General features: G+C 44.6%; 1 pseudogene. It reads right to left on the bottom strand.

Annotation, left to right across the window (positions count from 1 at the left end):
- Positions 1–303: pseudogene (locus ACNQ0W_RS25550) on the bottom strand (IS110 family transposase); the annotation flags it as partial.

Below are 303 nucleotides of genomic sequence, written 5' to 3' on the forward strand. Positions count from 1 at the left end.
TTCGTCCAACTTTCGTTTCAACTGGGATTCCAAATCTTTAATCTGCTCAACAAGATAGTGATAATGCTGTTGTAATTTCAGCAATAACTGGCTGAGGTATAGAGGCAAACTATTGTCCTCAAGAAGGGTACTCAGTCGGCTAATAACGGCAGCTCCTCGTGGAACGCTGATGCCAAATTCCAGCAGAAAAGCATGCATCTGATTGGTTGTTTTTACCTTATCCTGAACCAAGGATTCACGGACACGATGCAGCGCACGCATTGCCTGCTGAGATTCAGTTCTGGGCTGTACAAAACGCATAGA

Source organism: Enterobacter cloacae complex sp. 6730903 (assembly GCF_048283985.1).
Lineage (GTDB): Bacteria > Pseudomonadota > Gammaproteobacteria > Enterobacterales > Enterobacteriaceae > Enterobacter > Enterobacter hormaechei_C.